At 48.0% G+C, this 15,789-nt stretch carries 15 protein-coding genes; 8 read left to right on the plus strand and 7 right to left on the minus strand.

Annotation, left to right across the window (positions count from 1 at the left end; translation table 11 throughout):
- Positions 1–40 precede the first annotated feature (40 nt).
- Genes JOD82_RS11855 through JOD82_RS11865 form a run of 3 tightly spaced genes read left to right on the plus strand, consistent with a single transcriptional unit; the run spans position 41 to position 2,399 of the window.
- Entirely contained in the window at positions 41–958 is a 918-nt protein-coding gene (locus tag JOD82_RS11855) for an ABC transporter ATP-binding protein (protein ID WP_069010774.1), read from the plus strand.
- On the plus strand, positions 955–1,671 hold the full coding sequence (locus tag JOD82_RS11860; protein WP_029514716.1) for an ABC transporter permease: 717 nt from the start codon (positions 955–957) through the stop codon (positions 1,669–1,671). Before JOD82_RS11855 ends, JOD82_RS11860 begins: the two co-directional genes overlap by 4 nt.
- A complete protein-coding gene (locus JOD82_RS11865; protein ID WP_069010775.1) occupies positions 1,671–2,399 on the plus strand; it encodes an ABC transporter permease in 729 nt (242 codons plus the stop codon). Before JOD82_RS11860 ends, JOD82_RS11865 begins: the two co-directional genes overlap by 1 nt.
- A gap of 71 nt (positions 2,400–2,470) precedes the next feature.
- Here the strand turns inward: JOD82_RS11865 and JOD82_RS11870 are convergent, their stop codons facing one another.
- Positions 2,471–3,427 (minus strand): L-lactate dehydrogenase, encoded by a 957-nt coding sequence (locus JOD82_RS11870; protein ID WP_029514718.1) that lies wholly within the window; start codon positions 3,425–3,427, stop codon positions 2,471–2,473.
- Positions 3,428–3,961: 534 nt separating this feature from the next.
- Between JOD82_RS11870 and JOD82_RS11875 the strand changes: the two genes are divergently transcribed.
- The 3 genes from JOD82_RS11875 (at position 3,962) to JOD82_RS11885 (ending at position 5,755) form a co-directional block, all read left to right on the plus strand.
- Positions 3,962–4,783: a MerR family transcriptional regulator gene (locus JOD82_RS11875; RefSeq protein WP_069010776.1), complete on the plus strand. Its 822-nt coding sequence runs from the start codon at positions 3,962–3,964 to the stop codon at positions 4,781–4,783.
- A 139-nt stretch (positions 4,784–4,922) separates the two neighbouring features.
- Positions 4,923–5,489, plus strand: a complete 567-nt coding sequence (locus JOD82_RS11880) for an RNA 2'-phosphotransferase (protein WP_029514720.1) — start codon at positions 4,923–4,925, stop codon at positions 5,487–5,489.
- 146 nt (positions 5,490–5,635) lie between these two features.
- Positions 5,636–5,755: a hypothetical protein gene (locus JOD82_RS11885; protein WP_013369112.1), complete on the plus strand. Its 120-nt coding sequence runs from the start codon at positions 5,636–5,638 to the stop codon at positions 5,753–5,755.
- 162 nt (positions 5,756–5,917) lie between these two features.
- Here JOD82_RS11885 and gntK read toward each other — a convergent pair whose 3' ends face one another.
- The 3 genes from gntK to JOD82_RS11900 form a co-directional block, all read right to left on the minus strand.
- Positions 5,918–7,465: a gluconokinase gene (gene gntK, locus JOD82_RS11890; protein ID WP_209949271.1), complete on the minus strand. Its 1,548-nt coding sequence runs from the start codon at positions 7,463–7,465 to the stop codon at positions 5,918–5,920.
- A 41-nt stretch (positions 7,466–7,506) separates the two neighbouring features.
- Positions 7,507–8,868 (minus strand): GntP family permease, encoded by a 1,362-nt coding sequence (locus JOD82_RS11895; RefSeq protein ID WP_209949273.1) that lies wholly within the window; start codon positions 8,866–8,868, stop codon positions 7,507–7,509.
- 130 nt (positions 8,869–8,998) lie between these two features.
- Positions 8,999–9,694, minus strand: coding sequence for a GntR family transcriptional regulator (locus JOD82_RS11900; RefSeq protein WP_209949276.1), 696 nt, complete (start codon positions 9,692–9,694; stop codon positions 8,999–9,001).
- Between the two features lie 193 nt (positions 9,695–9,887).
- Here JOD82_RS11900 and map point away from each other — a divergent pair, with 193 nt between their 5' ends.
- Positions 9,888–10,634: a type I methionyl aminopeptidase gene (gene map, locus JOD82_RS11905; RefSeq protein WP_023986734.1), complete on the plus strand. Its 747-nt coding sequence runs from the start codon at positions 9,888–9,890 to the stop codon at positions 10,632–10,634.
- A 322-nt stretch (positions 10,635–10,956) separates the two neighbouring features.
- Here the strand turns inward: map and JOD82_RS11910 are convergent, their stop codons facing one another.
- Positions 10,957–11,454 (minus strand): CcdC family protein, encoded by a 498-nt coding sequence (locus tag JOD82_RS11910; RefSeq protein WP_103046767.1) that lies wholly within the window; start codon positions 11,452–11,454, stop codon positions 10,957–10,959.
- A 165-nt stretch (positions 11,455–11,619) separates the two neighbouring features.
- Positions 11,620–12,096 (minus strand): disulfide oxidoreductase, encoded by a 477-nt coding sequence (locus JOD82_RS11915; protein ID WP_209949278.1) that lies wholly within the window; start codon positions 12,094–12,096, stop codon positions 11,620–11,622.
- Between the two features lie 235 nt (positions 12,097–12,331).
- Here JOD82_RS11915 and JOD82_RS11920 point away from each other — a divergent pair, with 235 nt between their 5' ends.
- Positions 12,332–12,958 carry a nitroreductase family protein gene (locus JOD82_RS11920; protein ID WP_069010781.1) on the plus strand — a complete coding sequence of 209 codons (627 nt, stop codon included), beginning with the start codon at positions 12,332–12,334 and terminating at the stop codon, positions 12,956–12,958.
- 105 nt (positions 12,959–13,063) lie between these two features.
- Here JOD82_RS11920 and mprF read toward each other — a convergent pair whose 3' ends face one another.
- On the minus strand, positions 13,064–15,706 hold the full coding sequence (mprF, locus tag JOD82_RS11925) for a bifunctional lysylphosphatidylglycerol flippase/synthetase MprF (protein ID WP_209949280.1): 2,643 nt from the start codon (positions 15,704–15,706) through the stop codon (positions 13,064–13,066).
- Positions 15,707–15,789: the final 83 nt, after the last annotated feature.

A 15,789-nucleotide genomic window follows, 5' to 3' on the forward strand; every position in this document is an offset into this window, starting at 1 on the left:
TTAAACTTGGCACGTTACGATAGGTGTCGAGGTGAGGAACTTGAACGAATACATTATTGAAACGAACAGTCTCAGCAAAATATACAAAGGCCGCGCGGCGGTTAATCAGCTGGACCTGAAAATAGCTCGGGGAGATATTTACGGATTTCTGGGTCCAAATGGAGCAGGGAAAACGACAACGATCCGCATGCTGCTTGGACTTATTCGCCCAACTCGAGGAACGATCCGTATATTCGGCAAAGATATTCGCAGACATAAGCTTGATATTTTGCGTAAAGTCGGCTCGTTGGTGGAGTATCCTTCGTATTATGGTCATTTGAACGCCATTGAAAATCTGGAGGCCATTCGCCGTATTTTGAATGTACCCAAGCAAAACATTGCGGAAGTGTTAGAGGTCGTCCGACTGACCAAGCATGCCAAACGTCCAGTCAAAGGCTACTCGCTGGGCATGAAGCAGAGACTTGGTATTGCAGCAGCCCTGCTTGGGAATCCAGAAGTGCTCATTTTGGATGAGCCTACGAATGGTTTGGACCCGGAGGGTATTCAGGAAATGCGCACATTGATTCAGGCGATGCCCAAGCAACGGGGGATCACCGTACTGGTATCCAGCCATCTGTTGAGCGAGGTAGAGCATATGGCGAATACCGTAGGTATTATTCGTGAAGGAGAGCTGGTCTTTCAAAACACGATTCATAATCTCCGTCAGGAATCCGCGGGCGGAATTCGGATCGTCGTGTCGGAACCGGAAGCAGCCCAATTGATTGCGCGTGAGCAGGGCTACCATTCGGTGAAGGACGGATCGGCGCTGGAGTTCGAGAACATGAATGATGCGGCTGTTGCGCTGCTGGTCAGAAGATTGGTCGAAAATACGCATGCCGTATACCGTGTGGAGGAACGCCGCAAATCGCTGGAGGATATGTTCATGCAGGTGGTGGGCAAAGGAGGGGCTTCCTTATGATGCTGCGAGCACTCACGGCGGATCTGCTCAAAGCACGCAGAAAGGGAATCTGGTTCTTGGTGTTCCTCGGTCCCCTTGGGCTGGTGGCCATGCAGGCGCTCAACTTTGGACTTCGATATGACTATCTGATTCCGCGTAACAAGGGTCATCTGTGGGAAGTTTTGATGGATAACATCGCTCTTTTTGTACCCCTTGCGCTGGTGCTAGGAGCTACTATGGTGGCTTCCATGTTGGCGAATGTGGAGCATACATCTAACTCATGGAAGCAGTTGCTGGCCTTGCCGATTTCCAAATTCAGCGTCTATATGGCCAAGCTGACGTTGGCGATTGGGATGCTGTGTGTGTCCTGTCTACTCCTGACGGTAGGGACTTGGGTGTTGGGAATGATCCTTGGCTTCGGGGGAGAACCTGCACCCGTAGGAGAACTGCTACGACTCGGATTTTGGCCCTTAGGCGGCACGTTGCCTATGCTCGTATTATTGTTGTGGTTAACAGTCACATTCCATAATCAAGCGCTACCTGTAACACTGGGCATTACGTTAGGCATCGGCAGCTTGTTTGCTTCACAGCTGTCCGAATGGTTTCCATTGGCCTGGCCTCAATTCGCCTGGGTTGCACCTCAAGCGTGGATGTTTGCGTCCGTCGGGTGCGGAACGGGTATGCTTCTCAGCCTGCTGACAGCGGCCCATTTTAGCCGAAAGGATGTGGCGTAATGTTCGGAGGATATGCACGGTTACTTTCTGTTGAACGGTTGAAAATGGCGAAATCGCCCGTCTGGCTGCTCGCGCTCGTCAGCCCGGCGATTGCCGTCCTGATTGGTTTGCTGGCGAATCCGGGAGGGAACTGGCTGTTGCTGTTGTCAGCCATGCTTACAGTTCATGCGCTGCTGTTCCTGCCGATGCTGACGGCCGTGTTTGGGTCTCTGGTCTGCCGTTTCGAGCATGGGGGCGGCGGCTGGAAGCAGCTGATGTCATTGCCATTGTCCCGCACCAGTCTGTACGCAGCTAAGCTGACTATCATTATGGCCTTGGTCGGATTGACCCAGCTACTGTTCGGGGGAGCGTTGCTGAGTGTTGGAGCTGTGCAGGGGATGAACGGACCGATTCCTTGGGCTGTGATCGCTCAAAGTCTGCTCGCAGGCTGGGTAGCCTGCCTGCCGCTGGCTGCGTTGCAGTTGATGGTATCCTTCTTGTGGTCCAGCTTTGCCGCACCGCTTGCGTTGAATTTTGTGTTCACCGTGCCGAATATTCTGGTCGCCAATTCTCAAACCTACGGTCCGTACTATCCATGGACACAGCCTTTATTGGCGATGATGCCGAGTGGAAGAGACAACTTCGGGGCGTTCATGGTGCCAACTGATACACTATTGACGGTTATAATGGGCAGCTTTGTCGTATTTACGTTGGCGGGACTGACGGTATTTCGTTATAAAGAGATATAGGGCGAAATACGGGGATTGCAAAAACTCCTTATCCTCAATGAGGGTAAGGAGTTTTTTTCTGTGCTATTGGTTTACACTAAGTCTGAAATGGCACGGATATTATTGCTGATAAAGTGGCAAGAGGCGTCGAACTTCGCTTGTTCCTCTGGACTTAGTTCCAACTCGATGACCTCTTGAATTCCTCCGCTGCCGATAATCGCTGGAACGCCCGTGCAGACATCGGTGTGCCCGTACTCGCCGTCCAATACAGCAGAGACCGCTATAATTTTACCATCATCATTTAAAATGGAACGGGTAATGTATGCCAGAGCATTGGCAATACCAAAATAAGTGGCGCCTTTGCGGGTGAAGATTTCCCAGCCTGCATCCCTGGTTTTACGGGCAATGTCGTCCAGATCGACGTGGCTGAATCGTTCCTTATGCTGCCGTAAAATGTGTAAAAGCGGCTTACCGCCAATCGTTACGTGTGACCAGGCAACGAATTGGGATTCGCCATGCTCGCCAAGAGCATATCCTTGTACGCTGCGTGGATCTATGGAAAACACCTCAGAAAGCAACGTCTTGAGCCGGGACGAGTCGATAGAGGTGCCCGTGCCGATCACCTTGTTGCGCGGCAGACCGGATATACTTTGTACCATATACGTTACAATGTCGACAGGATTAGCGGCAATGACGAATATACCGTCGAAGCCACCCTCCATAATCGCTGTTACAATCTCTCTGGTGATAAGCACTGCGTCGTCCAGTACAGACAGGCGGTCTTGACCTGGTCTAGGGTTGGCTCCAGCCGTTATAATCACCACGTCCATATCCGTGCAGTCTGCATACGTGCCTGCACGTACCTTAGTGCGTGTGGACGTAAACTCCATACAATGGGACAGATCCAGTGCATGGGCCAAAGCCCGATCATACGTGCGGTCAATCATCATGATTTCATCACAAATGGACTGATTAACCATTGAGTAGGCACAGCTCGAACCGACCATTCCCGCGCCGACAATAGCTACTTTCCTTGCCTTCCCCTTCATCTATGTTGCCTCCTCGTTCCAGCGAACGTTAATATGCTACAAATTATGCCTGAAATCCATTTTACGTTACATAACATAACATATTGCTGATCTTTTGAAAATATCCATTTTTTTGTCTCCATTCCGGAAAATTAAAAATGAACTGTGAAAGAGGTGTCTTTCTGCGATTAATTGTAGAATGAACGTAAATTATCAATACTTTTACTGGAAGGTAGGAGAGTGCATTTCAATTTATATTTAAGGTGACCGCTGTATAAATTATAACATGAACTATGTTGATGGAAGGAATAGTGCCATAGGAATTATAAAAGTATGACATTTATGTGATGCTCTTTAAAGAGTCTTTAGTGTACATAGAACGAAGTATTCTCTGCAATGTCGTTTCTTGTATTTCTACAAAGATTCCGTTATGACAAAGGTTCTTAGCAGTCTGCAATATTAGAACATTTTTGCCAAAGGGTTTCCAATGGATTTCGCGAATTCTACATATACAAGCTTATTTCTTTCCATACCATCCGGGGAGGTAATGATTAAATGGAAGAAATCAAATCGACGACGGAAGCAGCAAAACAGTTGGGAATCGGGGCGAGTACCCTTCGTAAATATGCAGCGGCGCTGGAGGAGCAGGGGTATGTGTTTCAACGTTCCGCGAATCAATCAAGAATGTTTAGTGCTGAGGATGTTGAGTGCTTGAAGGTGATGAGGAAGGCGTTGCGTGAGCAGCATATGACGATGGAGCAGGCGGTTCAGGTGGTGCTTGAGAGAGTGACCGCTCCCTTTCCAATGGAGGATGAAGAATTCCGCTTGCCACCCATCTCGGATGCTGAGTCACTGACCGCAACCTGGGAAGAAATAATGGCGGCGGCTGAAGGCAGGGAAGAGACGGTCATGCAGGCTCAAGTCGCTGCTACGGTTGAACTGACAGAGTTACAGGATGAAATGAATGCTCAGACACTGTCAGAAGAACCCATGCAGCTACAGTTGCAGGAAGAGTTCCAGACTTTGGCATCAACTATTGAGTATAGATTGAAGCAAGCGCCTGTATCTGTACAAACACAGGATTCCCTAGAGCCACAAGAACTGGCGCAGATGCAGGACATGGTGCAAAACGCTTTGTTGGAAATGCGGAGCCGTTTGGAGGAGCTGGAAGCAGAGCACAGCCGTTTGGTGGAAAAGAATATCAACTTGTCTAACCAACTGGAGGATCAAAAACGCTGGATAAAAGAAAAGATCGACGAGGAACGGGATCGGCAGTTAATTACGAATTTGCGTACCTACCAGGGCAGACAACGAAAATCGCGCAGTTCGTTGTTGTCCTGGCTTGGTCTGACACCACGCAGACGCAGAGAGGCATAACTAGCATCTTTTCTGATAAAGACCATCAGACCTTCCCGGTTCTGATGGTCTTTTAGCGTATAAAGAAGAAATAAGAGGAATCCTTAATTTTATGTAGAAATATCTTTTGATCTACTATATTAAAGGAAGGAGAAATTCAATGAAGAAACAAAAGGAAGATATGAAGCTAAGTAAAATAATGAGCAAAATGCTGCGACACAAACCCGAGGAATCCGGGCTAAAGTTAGACATTACAGACGGCTCTTGTACTGTGGAACACTTACTTCAAATCATTCAAAGCTTGCCAGGCTGGTCAGGTGTAAAGCAGACTGATATTGAGCGGATCGTGCGCAATTCAGATAAGCAGCGTTTTGAAATCCATAACGGTAGAATCAGAGCTAGATATGGACATAGCTATCAAAAGATAGAGTATACTCCCGGGAATCCACCAGATGTACTATACCATGGTACGAATAAGCAAGCATTGCCATTTATTATGGCGGATGGTTTAGATCCTGTTGGCAGAAAGTATGTACATTTATCTGAAAGCACTAACTTTGCAGCATTAGCAGGGAGCCGAAGAGGTGAATTGGTCATGCTCAAGGTAAACACGATTAAAGCAAGAGAAGAGGGAATCGCATTTTATTATGCAGGGCATGAGGTGTGGCTTGCTGAGTGGATTCCTTGGGACTTGTGCAGTATTGATGATGAAGAGAGCAACACTTGAGGGGTTCTATAATTTTGAGGTTAATACATAATGCTAGTCTCCAAAATAAACAGGCATTCGCCGCAAAAATGGGGGAATGCCCCCCTTACGCATTTGACCAGGTCTACATACAATGATCCTGTAAATGAGCGAAGGGAGTGTTGTAAATGAGTCATATGTGCGGAGTAGGCGGTATGGGTTGCGGCGTAGGCGCATGGACCTCTGTAGGAGCGATTCTGGTTCTGTTTATTTTGTTGGTGATCATCTCTAAAACCCTGTTTCTGTAATTTCGGTCTTGGCCGATTTCCTGTAAAATGCACAAATGCTGCTCTACGTGACGAAGGGCGCACAACAATAAAGCGAAGACCCTTGATGAGAAGGGTCTTCGCTTTACAAGTTTAAGGGCCTATGGCTTCGCTGCTGTAACTCCATTTGGTTTACCTTGTAACTCAAGACTGTAGGGACTTGACCTGAAATTCCGCAATATCCTTGAATTCTTCTTCGAATTTACGTGAAATGCGAATATAAATCGGCAGTAAATCGCGATAAATATCCACGTGTTCTGCTACCGGTTTGTGCTGGTGAGTGGTACCAATCATACCGGACACAGCATCCAGCGAATCAATCCGTCCCAGTGCGTACAAGCCTAGAATAGCTGCACCCAGACATGAGCTTTCCAGACTTTCGGGAATAATGACTTCCTGATCAAATATATCTGCCATGAGCTGTCTCCATAGCTCCGAGCGTGCAAATCCACCCGTGGCGTGAATGACTGACGGTCTGTCGATGACTTCTTCCATGGCAAGCATGACGGTATACAAATTGAATAGCACACCCTCCAGAGCGGCGCGAATCATATGCTCTTTTTTGTGACGCAGGGACAGACCGAAGAAGGAGCCGCGAGCATTCGGGTCCCATAGGGGCGCACGTTCACCGGATAAGTACGGAAGAAAGAGCAGACCGTCGGAGCCAGGACGTACCTGTTCCGCAATTTGGGTCAGCACATGATATGGATCAAGTCCCAGTCGTTTGGCCGTTTCCACTTCGGAGGCTGCAAATTCATCCCGGATCCAGCGGAAGACTATACCTCCATTGTTCACCGGGCCGCCGATGACCCACAGCTTTTCGGTCAAGGCATAACAAAAAAAGCGCCCTTTGGCATCCGTGAGCGGCTTATCAACTACGGTGCGGATGGCTCCGCTGGTGCCGATGGTAACAGCGACAACTCCAGGCTTGATCGCATTCACACCGAGGTTGGACAAGACACCGTCGCTGGCCCCGATCACAAAAGGAGTCGTCTTCAGTAGGCCCATGTCATGTGCATAGGTCTCATCCAGCCCTTTGAGCACATGAGTTGTCGGCACCAGCTCGGATAGCTGCTCCTTCGTCACACCTGCAATATGCAGCGCTTCCTCGTCCCAGTCCAACTGCTGCAAATTCATGAGTCCGGTTGCAGAGGCAATCGAGTGGTCCACGACATATTGGTGGAATAACCGGGCAAAAATGTACTCCTTAATGGAAATGAATTTGTACGTCTGGGTCGCAACATCTGGTAAATCCCGTGTAATCCACATTAGTTTTGTGAGCGGTGACATAGGATGAATAGGCGTTCCGGTACGTAAGTAAATATCGTGTCCGTTGTATTCATGTTTGAGCGCTTCGGCCCATTTGGCGCTACGGTTATCTGCCCAAGTGATAGAGGCGGTCAGCGGTTTGCCATTCTTATCCACTGCCAGTACGCTATGCATGGCCGAACTGAAGGAGACGAACAGTACATGCTCAGCTGACACTCCGCTTTGTTTCATGACCTCTTGCACCGTCGTCACAACAGCTTTGAAAATATCTTCCGGATCTTGTTCTGCCGCATCCGGCTCAGGTGTATGGAGCGGATAGCCCACATGGTGCTGGGCGGCAATATTGCCGTTTTCTTCGAAAAGAACTGCTTTGGTACTGGTCGTACCGATATCGACGCCGATCATATATCGGGTGTCTGTCATATTCAATCTCCCCTTCACTTACCGTTATTAGCTCATTATCGTTAAGTTAACACACTCAGCAGCATAATCAAACTGAAAGCAACCAGGGAGAGGATGGTTTCCATAACGGTCCATGATTTTAGAGTCTGCGGAACCGTCATATTGAAAAATTCTTTAATCATCCAAAATCCGGCGTCATTCACATGAGACAAGATCAGCGACCCTGCTCCTGTAGCAAGGACGACCAGTTCGACATTCGCGCCGGGTGTGAGTGCCAGCACAGGTGCGACAATACCGGAGCCTGTCGTCATCGCGACTGTCGCTGATCCAGTGGCTACACGAATGAGCGCAGCGACCAGAAAAGCAAATACAATCACATTCATATGGGCTCCTGTAGCGACCGCTGCAATGGCCTGACCTACACCGCTGTCGATCAATACCGTTTTAAATGCACCACCGCTCCCGATAATTAAGATAATAGAGGCTGTTGGTGCCAGACATTCACTGGTAAAACGGGACAAGTCCTCTTTCTTTAGACCACGTGCATAGCCTAGCGAGAAAAAAGAAAACACGGCCGCAATCAGTAATGCCATAACCTCATCACCAATGAATTTGAAAAATACAGTGAGCGGATGTGTATTGGCCGGGTCTACAATTTCAGCGACTGATCCGCTAAGCATTAGAATAACAGGTAACAAAATGGTGAACAAAGTAATCCAAAAGGGAGGCAACGACCGCCCCGTCGTATTTCTGAACTGCTCGTCCAGCCTCTCGGAAGGTCTGACCATGATTCTTTTGCCAATCCAAGCGCCGAAGACCGGGCCTGCAATAATGGTGGATGGGATGCCCACGATGAGTGCATATCCTATCGTGCGTCCAATATTGGCGTTAAAGGCTTCAATCGCGATCATCGGAGCCGGGTGGGGTGGTAAAAGGCCGTGTACCGTCGATAGTCCTGCCAGCATTGGAATACCGATTTTCAGCAGAGACATATTCATTTTACGGGCAACCGTGAACAGGATGGGAATTAATAAAATAATACCAACCTCAAAAAACACCGGAATTCCCACGATAAAGCCTACGATCATCATCGCCCAATGAACGCGTTTTTCACCAAAACGATCCATCAGTGTAGTCGCGATGCGTTCGGCGCCGCCGGATTCTGCCATCATTTTACCGAGCATTGTGCCTAAACCGATCACGATGGCGATGGAGCCGAGCGTACTGCCGAGCCCCTTGGTGATGGAGGCAGTAACTTCATGTCCCGGCATCCCGTTAACCAGTCCGAGAAATACCGACGAAAGCAGCAGTGAAACGAAGGGATTCCATTTGAATTTGGCAATCAGCAAAATCAAAAGAATGACGGTAACTAGCGCCCATATGAGCAGGGACGCGTTATGACTCAAGCCGAGTAATGTGTTCATGAAGTAATGCCTCCTTATTCATATAATGTAGCTAAATGTATACTTGTCGACAACTTCAATTAAAAAAGAGCCGCGCCAGCAAGAAACGCATAAAGCGCGGTACATTGGCTTTTTGTCACGCATGTTATGGCTAGGGCGATGTCTTTATGTAGGGAGACAGGACGCTGTCGTTAACCGCGTTGCGGGTATCTCGGTAATGATCCTCAATAAATCCCGATAACTCCTGAGCATTCCCTTGACTTAAAGCGTTTGCAAAGGCTCGATGTTTGTGAATCGTGACTTGTGATTCTTCGATGTTAGACGCAAATCGTTGTTCTGTCGCAGCTAACATGACCGTCAGGATTAGCTGTCTCATACCGTTCCAGGTATGAAGAATACGGGTATGGCCTGCTTCCAGAACCAGAGCCTCATGAAAATTAAAATCCTGAAGAGAAAATTCAACGACATCCCTGTACTTGAGAGCGACTTCCATTTTGTCAATCATCTGATTCAAAACAGTCACCAATGTGGCATTATCACTATGTACATACCTTTGTACAACAAAATGCTCAATCAGCATTCGCACATCGAATAGCTCCTCCATATCACTGGGTGTCATGCCAACGACAACCGCACCCATGCGCTCCAAACGGATCAGTCCTTCGCTCGAGAGTGCCTTCAAGGCTTCACGCACCGGAGAACGACTGGTACCAAAATCGGCAGCAATCTGATTCTCAGATAGAACCGAGCCTGGCGTCTGAATACCCCGTATAATCTGAAGCCGAAGTTCACAAGCAATCCTTTCCCCAAGCGATGCGCCCTGTAACCAGGTTGTTGGATATTTCATAGGATACTCCTAACTTGGAAATAATTTTGCATACTGGTATACAAGTTATGGAATATTATATACCCCGTTTAAGATCCTTGTAAACGGTGTCAGTTGACATCGGTTCCATTTCGCTGCTTTTAGCGTTACAATAGAAGCAGAAAAAAGAAGCAGTGAAAAGTGGAACGAACACGGAAAAGAAGGAGACCGTTTAATGATTATCATTAAAACCAAAGAACAAATTGAAAATATGAAAAAAGCTGGAGACATTTTGGCTGCTTGCCACCGGGAAATTGCCAAAATGATCAAGCCAGGCATTACGACACTGGAAATTGACGCCTTTGCGGAATCCTTTATGAAGAAGCATGGCGCAACACCGGAGCAAAAAGGCTATAACGGCTATCAGTTTGCAACTTGTGGCTCACCTAACGATGTGATTTGCCACGGCTTTCCGAATAAGACACCGTTGAAGGACGGGGACATCGTGACGATCGACATGGTTGTGAACCTGAATGGCTGGCTGGCAGATTCCGCTTGGTCGTATGCGGTGGGTAATGTGTCTGAGCAGGCGCAAAAGCTGCTGGATGTTACCAAGGAATCGCTGTATAAAGGGATTGAGCAAGCCGTTATCGGTAACCGGATCGGAGATATTTCCCATGCGATACAAACCTACGCGGAAGCGGAAGGCTTCTCGGTCGTACGCGAATTCATTGGGCATGGCATCGGGGAAGAAATGCATGAGCAACCGCAAGTTCCTCATTATGGACCTCCGCATCGTGGACCACGCTTAAAAGAGGGTATGGTCATTACAATTGAGCCAATGCTCAACACAGGCACATACCGCAGTAAAATTGATGCGGATGGTTGGACCGCACGCACGTTGGACGGCGGCTTGTCTGCTCAATACGAGCATACGCTGGCCATTACAGCAGATGGTCCGATCATTTTGACCCAGCAATAAAAGCAGGCACCCATCGGGAGCATACAGACTAACGGGTTGAATGAGCTAGACATGTTACAGAAAAAGGGGCTGTCCAGAGGACGGTCTCTTTTGCTATAAGCATCCGCTGCATGTCCGTTCCAGTCCCAGGCATGTTCAGGCAGATCGAATGCTGTACACTGCGAAGACAGAGGGACGCAATCGAATAGCTCCTTTTTCTGGAATGCATAATGTAGACCTGATAGACCTAAAAGACCAAAAAGACACGGCTCCTGTTGGGAGAACGTGTCTTTTTGGTCTATACAGCAACAACATGCGAGCATGCATGTTAAAAACCCGTTTGTCAGATGCGAACTTCCGTCTCGTTCGGAACGAACTGACGATATTGGAAATACATACGAAGCCGCCAGTGTAACAAGGTCCCGAAGGCTAGAATGAAAAATAGCCCTGCTGTCTGCGGAATGGTAATGTAATGCTGAATAAATTCATGCAGCAGCAATCGGACGATCAGCAGGCTGATCAGGATAAAAAAGAAGGTACGTGAGCGTTGCACGAAAACCAGCCCTTCTTGCAATTCAAATTTGGTGCTGCGGATCAACGGGTAAGAAAAAATAAACCAGCCGACCAGAAAAGCGCCCAGTGCCCAAAGCCAGGGAACCCGTACTTCTGGCACTACAAACATCATAAAACCGGTGCTCATGCCGAGCGGAGGAATGATGATTTTTTTGGCATTAATCGGGCGATGACCTGTCTTCATACGGATGAAAATAGCCGAAATAGCGATTACGATCATACCGAAGGTTGCGCCATATTGTAGCAATGGGGTGCTAATATGAAACATGGACTGGCCCCCTCTATAAGGAATATAAGCGTTATTGGACAGACTGCAAACCTTTTACATTATACCACATATGCAATGGATATATTTAGTTACAGTCTTTCCTCTGGCAAGCGGATTATACGCCTCTTGGTAGTAACGGGTCCTATAATTAGGTCTCTTTCATACTTATGCGAGTTCCTTTGCTTGTACCTCTCCTTGAGCTGATTTTTTCTCCTGACGCATGATATAACCCATGGCTGCAATAATAAGGGTAAAGGCAATCAGTGCGAGAAAAGGAATGGTAATAAAATCGAACCAGTTCAGGTAATCCTGTTCACAGGATACTCTGCCGCAGGAAGTTGAAGTTTGCGCAGCTGCTTTGGCGGCTGCATGGATGCGCTGAATGATAAAATGATAGGCTGAAATCGCGCCTCCAATGATAGCCAACGGCATGACATAACGGCGTATCCCCGAATCCCCTCGAAAATAGGCGATCCCGAGCAGAAGGGTCAGGGGATACATCAGAATGCGCTGAAACCAGCACAGCTTACAAGGCTCATACCCCAAAATCTCGCTGAGATACAGACTGCCCAAAGTTGCCACACAAGCTACAACCCAGGCGGCAAACAAAGCAATATCCGTTTTTTTAAAAGATCCAATCATAGTAACGCTCCTTTTTTAATTCAAATGAGAACAAAATGAACTCACCCGTGTCTTGTCCCATCGGCAGGCATCTGCCGATATGTATGTCTTAATCCGTATTGTACTGTATTTTGAGTGTAGGGTCATACTTAAACATATTGACATCATTCACTATCATTTTTATAATTGCAGTAGTTTGGGAAGTTAATGAGGATTCAAGTTAGATATATATTAAGAAATTAGGAGTGTGCCTAGAATGTCGAGCAGTCCAAAAAATGAAACTCTATCTACTATTAGTGAAAGACACGCGGTAAAGAGCTATGTTAAGGATTTTAAATTGCCAGAGGAAGATTTGGAGGCTATTTTGACTGCAGCGATAGAAGCTCCTTCCGCTTGGAACCTTCAACACTGGAAATTCCTTGTCATCGAAAGCGAAGCGGACAAACAAAAATTGCTACCTATCGCCTACAATCAGGGTCAAGTAGCGGAAAGTTCCGTTACGATTGCCGTATTGGGTGATTTGGAAGCGAACCGCAACACCGTCATTTATGATCAAGCGGTAGAAGCAGGTGCACTGCCAGCGGAAATCCGTGACGCATTGGTAGGTCAAATCAACGGCGCATACCAAAACCCGCAAGTAGCTCGCGATGCAGCCATCCTGAACTCTGCTCTTGCAGCACAAAATATTATGCTGGCTGCTAAATCTTTGGGCTACGACACTTGCGCAATGGGCGGTTTCATTCCAGCACAATTGATCGAACAATTCAATATTCCAGCACGTTACCTGCCAACCCTGCTTATTAGCGTAGGTAAGGCACAAGTGCCAGCGCGTCCATCAGGACGTTTTCCATTGTCTGAAGTTGTTGTAAAAGGCAGCTTCTAAGAAGATTTGTGAATATAAAAGGGTGTTCCTGCAACCGTTCGTGGTTGGGAACACCCTTTTTTACGTTGTGTTAGGCTATTAAAGTTCCTGTTGTCAGCCCTTTGTTTAGTCCGATCGTTTGGACACGAGATAAACCAGCTCCAGCGTCAGGATCGGTAGAAAGACAGAAGCTGGATAGGCCAGATAGCGCGGCTCCCATTGGGGCTTGAACTTATCCTTAAAGCGCCGAAGCCCCTGAAAACCGTAAAAATGTCCCCCATATTGGAAAACAAGTCGAGCCAGCTTTTCCTCGCGTAATGCCTTTTCGCTTTGTCCTACCTGGGACAGCGGTGCCATTCCCAGATTAAATGTCGTATATCCACTCTCCTTGGCCCACTCAATGACCCGTGTGAATAAATAATCCATCGTGCCATTTGGCGTGTCAGGCAAGTGGCGCATCAGGTCAATGGAGACCGTCTGTCCATGATCATAGGCAGGGGCCATCGTAGCGAAAGCGATGACCTTCCCTTCAGAGTCCTTTAGCAACGCAATCGGAGCCAACTGAAGATAAGATTCTTTGAACCAGCCGAGTGAATATCCCTTCTCCTTGCGCCCGTCTAGCCAAATATTCGAAACATGCCGCATCTCTTCAATCAGTGACGCCTCGAGAGGCGGTTGGATGATTTCGAACGAGTAGCCCTCGCGGTCAAAGCGGTTTTTGGCGCTGCGTAGCGCCTGATTGCTTTTGCCCGTCAGTGTGAAGGACTCCAGCGGCACCAGTGCTTCCTCGCCCAGTTTGAAAAAGCGATAGCCGTTCTCGTGATAGATGGACAAATACTCCGGCGAGGCCTGATAAAATACTGCCGTTAACGCATACCGATCTGCGAACCGTTGAAATTCCTGAATGGCTTCACTCACACGTTCTTTTGGACCGAGTGGGTCACCTAATACAATCAGTTTGTCCCGACTGCGAGCATAGGGAATGACGACCTGTTCATTTTTGGTCCAATACAGGTATTTATCACCCAAAAAAAGCATATGAGATACGAGATTACCACCCTGCCGTTCCAAAAATTCTTTTAGCTTATCCAGCTCTTGCTCGTCGGGTAGATTGGCGATGCTACGCTGAGGTCGAAGAAAGAAATATACCGTTAGGAATACCCATGCCAAAATCAGACTAAACACGGCGGTAACTCCGTAATCGCTGCGGTTCATAAAAAAGTCCAGATGGACCTTGGCATGCAAATGGCGCATAAAAGGAGTGTTGGAGCCAGCCCCAATGATAAAGTAAGCCCCGGTTACGAGTAGAGATAATCCACCCCATATTAAAATGTTGTGCCGATTCAGTGGTGCACTGACCCGATAAAACCGCGAACGCGAGATCCATAGCATTAACGCCACAAACAGCAGGAATAAGGCTTCTTCAAAATCTAGACCTTTAGTGAAGGTGAAAATAGCTCCTGTCAGCAGCAGTACTAATGTCAGCCGCAATGCTCTGCGAATACGCAGAGAGATTCCGTGGGACAGGACGACAAGCATAATCCCGATGATGACCGAGATTTCATGCGACAAGCGCATGACGGGCAGGCTGAGCAAATGCTCAGCAAAACGAAGTCGATATAACAGACCGGGCGTAGCTGCCGACAAAAGAAGCACCACGCCGGAGATGAGTACCAGCTTACCGAGCGCCCATACCCCTAGATCGGCCAAAAACCGGAATTGACCAGGCCAGCCCCATACCTTCTGCCAGGCATTAAGGGAGTAATCCCAACCCGTCTCAGCTAGCTGATTCAGGCGCTCGTTACGCGGAATCATTTCCAGCGCGGCTAATACCAAGCCGATGAGCCACGGGATGATGTAATAAAAGACGCGAAAGACCAGCAGCACAGCCAGTGCCCGATCTGAGTCGGCTCCCGCCATTTGCAGCCCGAGCAGAGCAATGATGTCGAATGCCCCGACCCCTCCGGGTGCAAGACTGATCAACCCGGCAATCGCGGCTATCACATAAATGCCGAACACAGCATGGATCGGAAGTTCATGGAGCAAGTGCGAGCCGATCCATGCAAAGGTAAGGCCAGCCAGCAGCCATTCCAGCAGAGAAGCACTAATGGAAGCGGAGATAGTGGACCAGGAAAGCTGTCCTTCTCCCTTGTTGAACCATGTGGAGTACCGTTTGGAGCGCTGCATGATCAGAAATAGCGGCAGGTACAATGCCATTCCCCACAGCGCCCAATGAAGCCAAGGATGAGCATCCAGCACAGGCTGTACCGGATACAGATGGACAATGGCCCCCCAAGCCAGCAAAGATAGTCCGGTAATGACGACCGGCGAAAGAAACACGACGGCAGAGGTGATGACACCTAACGGCACACCGCTTTTTTTATACAGTACGGTGCGAAGTCCCGCTCCTGTAAAGCCTGCAAAACCAAAGACATTATTGAAGGTATTGGAGATCCAGGCGTAGCGAAATGTCGTCCCAGGCTTGACCTGAAGCTTGAAATGATGCCTGATTACGTAATCGTAGGCGCTCATAGCCGCCACGGCAGCCAGTGAGAACAAGCCAATTTCGATGAGAAACGTGGCATCCATTCGCCGCAGCTCATGAAACATACGCGCCAGATTAAAGTCATTTAGTTCTCGTCCGGCCTCCCATATAATAAAAGCCAGTACAGCCAACGGTAGCAGAATACGTGTCAATCGCTGCCTGTAGATGGTCATCAAGAACTGTACGATTTTAAAGGATTGGGTCGGTTTGTGATTTGACTTCATAGATTCACCTGCTTGAAAAGAATGAGATATACACGAAATAAAGTAATTAGAAATCATGCCCAATGAACATTACTATACATTAT

This window comes from Paenibacillus sp. 1182 (genome assembly GCF_017833915.1).
GTDB classification, from domain to species: domain Bacteria; phylum Bacillota; class Bacilli; order Paenibacillales; family Paenibacillaceae; genus Paenibacillus; species Paenibacillus polymyxa_D.